Origin of the sequence: Intestinibacter sp., assembly GCF_051866655.1 — a bacterium.
Lineage (GTDB): Bacteria > Bacillota > Clostridia > Peptostreptococcales > Peptostreptococcaceae > Intestinibacter.
The window spans coordinates 1-2,723 of sequence record NZ_JBJDXL010000448.1 but is presented as its reverse complement, the minus strand read 5'-3'; the positions used below and the strand labels follow the sequence as shown (position 1 = coordinate 2,723).

The following is a 2,723-nucleotide window of genomic DNA, read 5'->3' as shown; positions in this document are numbered from 1 at the left end:
TAGCCCCAAGGTATGTAAGCCCACCGTATACAACTGTAAGACCTATTGCAGCTACAACTCCTGCCTTTAGAAGTATATCTATTCTATCCTTTTCTTCTTTATATCCTTTTTGTGCTAAGCTCTTTATTAAAACAGCCGATAAGCATATAGCACCTAATGCATCTAATGTCTGATATCCTTGCAGTATTCCCTCGCTGAATACGTTTTGTATAGCTGCTTTATCTATATTTCCTATTGGATTTATTATTCCTACAGCTATTATCAGTAGTAAACAGACTAATAACGCAGGTGTCAAATAAGATCCTATTATATCTACTACCTTAGATGGCTTTATAGTTAAAACTAATGTTATACTAAAGAAAATTATCGAAAATAGTATAGGATTGAAATTAGGCATAATTGAAACTATACCCATCTCAAATGTAGTAGCTGCCGTTCTAGGTATCGCTAGAAGTGGTCCTAAGCATATCATTATAGCAGAACCTAAAATCAGAGCAAATTTCTTACCTGCTCTTTTAAATACTATTTCTGTATCCCCGTTTGATTTAGCCGATGCCAATATTGCAAGCAATGATAATCCTACATCAGCAATTATAAACCCTAAAAATCCTATTAAGAATTTCTCTCCAGTTATTACTCCTAAATACGGTGGAAATATTAAATTCCCTGCACCAAAGAACATCGCAAATAGGGCAAAACCAGTTATAATTATGTCTTTATTTTTTGTCGTCATACTATTCCTCCTATGATGTCTCGTTGATTAGTCTATTATACCTAGGTTTTATATAATAGTCAATAAAATTAAAATATATTTAATATTTTAATTTTACTGATAATTTCATATCCATAGCAAAATCAACATTGTAAAACATTGAGGCATTATAAATTTTTATATACAAAAAAACTGGCTTTAAATTCTTATTATTTAAAACCAGTCGACATAATTTATTTATTATCTTCCTTTATATCTTCAGGAACCTCTAAAGTTATCCTTCCTATTTTTCCTTCTCTAAATTCATTTAAGACAGTTTTTGCTATTCTAGTATAGTCAAGTTCATTTTTACCTAAGATAAATCCTCTTTTTCTTCCTATCATCTCCATAGTTTCTAAAGGCTCTTCACCTAGAGAATCTAATTTATATCTAGCTTTTAACTTCTCTGGTTCTATCTCAGACATCTTTTCTATGAATTTTAACCCTAAAGTATCTATATCTAGTATTTCGTCCTTTATAGCCCTTGTGAAGGCTAAATTTAATGCTATATTTTGATCCTCGAATTTAGGCCAAAGTATACCTGGTGTATCTAAAAGCTCTAAGTCTCCTTTAAGCTTTACCCATTGCTTTCCTTTTGTCACACCTGGTCTATCTCCAGTTTGTGTGCTTTTTCTTCCTGTTAATTTGTTTATAAGTGAAGATTTTCCGACATTAGGCACACCGACTATCATAACTCTTATAGCTCTTTGCTTTCTTCCTTTTTCTTTTAGGGCGTCCATTTTTTCTTTAGTTACGTTTTTGCATTCTTCTACTATTTTATTTACTCCGCTTCCCTTTAAAGTATCTACTGGTATAGCCTTTATGCCCTTGCTTTGGTAGTAGCTGATCCATCTGTTTAATTTATTTTTATCTGATAAATCGCTTTTATTTAAAACTACTACTCTAGGCTTGTTTTTAGCTAATCTATCTATGTCAGGATTTTTACTGCTTAGTGGTATTCTCGCATCTAAAAGCTCTATAACGACATCTACAAGCTTTAAGTTGTTTTGAACCATTTCCTTTGTCTTTTTCATATGCCCTGGATACCAGTTTATATGTAGATTGTCGTCTCTTAAATATTCATCGTATTCTCTTGTCATTTCCTCATCTCCTTTTTTAATTATTTTCCGTTTAGTTTATAATTATTTATATTATTTCCGATAATCTATGTATTATAAATATATTTTCCCATATAAGACAAAAAGGAAAGCTCTAACGAGATTTCCTTTTATCTTAATAAAGACTTATTATCTTTTGTTTCTTGCTTCTTTAACTTTAGCAGCTTTACCAGTTCTAGTTCTTAAGTAATTGATCTTAGCTCTTCTTACTTTACCTCTTCTAGTAACTTCGATTTTTTCTATTTTTGGTGAATGAACTGGGAAAGTTCTTTCTACACCAACATTGAAAGATATTTTTCTTACAGTGAAAGTTTCTCTATTTCCTCCACCTTGTCTTTTTATTACAACACCTTCAAATACTTGTATTCTTTCTCTTTTTCCTTCTATGATCTTAACGTGTACTCTTACAGTGTCCCCAGGTCCAAAGTTAGGAACTTCGTTTTTTAATTGTTCTTGTTCTAAAGCTTTTATTAATTCGTTCATTTTTTCCTCCTAATATTTCATAGACGTTCTTAATTACTGACCAATGTAAGCAGAGGAACGCCCGTAGTCTCGACTTTACCTATTATACTATAAAATATTATTTCTTACAATACTTTTTATATAAATCTTTTCGTCTTTTTTTAGTGATTTCAATAGACTGTTCTTTTCGCCATTCATCTATTTTTTGGTGGTTTCCAGACAGTAAAATCTCTGGAACCTTAAGACCCATAAACTCTCTAGGTCTCGTATATTGAGGGTATTCTAGTAGGTTATCTTCAAATGATTCATCTTCAAACGATTCGTTTTGATTTAATACTCCAGGAATAAGTCTAGCCACAGCATCTACTAGTATAAGCGCAGGAAGCTCTCCT

The 2,723-nt window shown here is 31.7% G+C and carries 3 protein-coding genes and 1 pseudogene; all 4 read right to left on the bottom strand.

Annotated elements, in window-relative coordinates:
- Positions 1-733: branched-chain amino acid transport system II carrier protein (locus ACI3VO_RS13495; protein ID WP_439758418.1), on the bottom strand; the 733-nt coding region annotated here is incomplete at its 3' end.
- Between the two features lie 212 nt (positions 734-945).
- On the bottom strand, positions 946-1,851 hold the full coding sequence (gene ylqF, locus ACI3VO_RS13490; protein ID WP_439758417.1) for a ribosome biogenesis GTPase YlqF: 906 nt from the start codon (positions 1,849-1,851) through the stop codon (positions 946-948).
- 147 nt (positions 1,852-1,998) lie between these two features.
- A complete protein-coding gene (gene rplS, locus ACI3VO_RS13485) occupies positions 1,999-2,352 on the bottom strand; it encodes a 50S ribosomal protein L19 (protein WP_439758416.1) in 354 nt (117 codons plus the stop codon).
- 97 nt (positions 2,353-2,449) lie between these two features.
- A pseudogene (locus tag ACI3VO_RS13480) lies at positions 2,450-2,723 on the bottom strand (tRNA (guanosine(37)-N1)-methyltransferase TrmD); the annotation flags it as partial.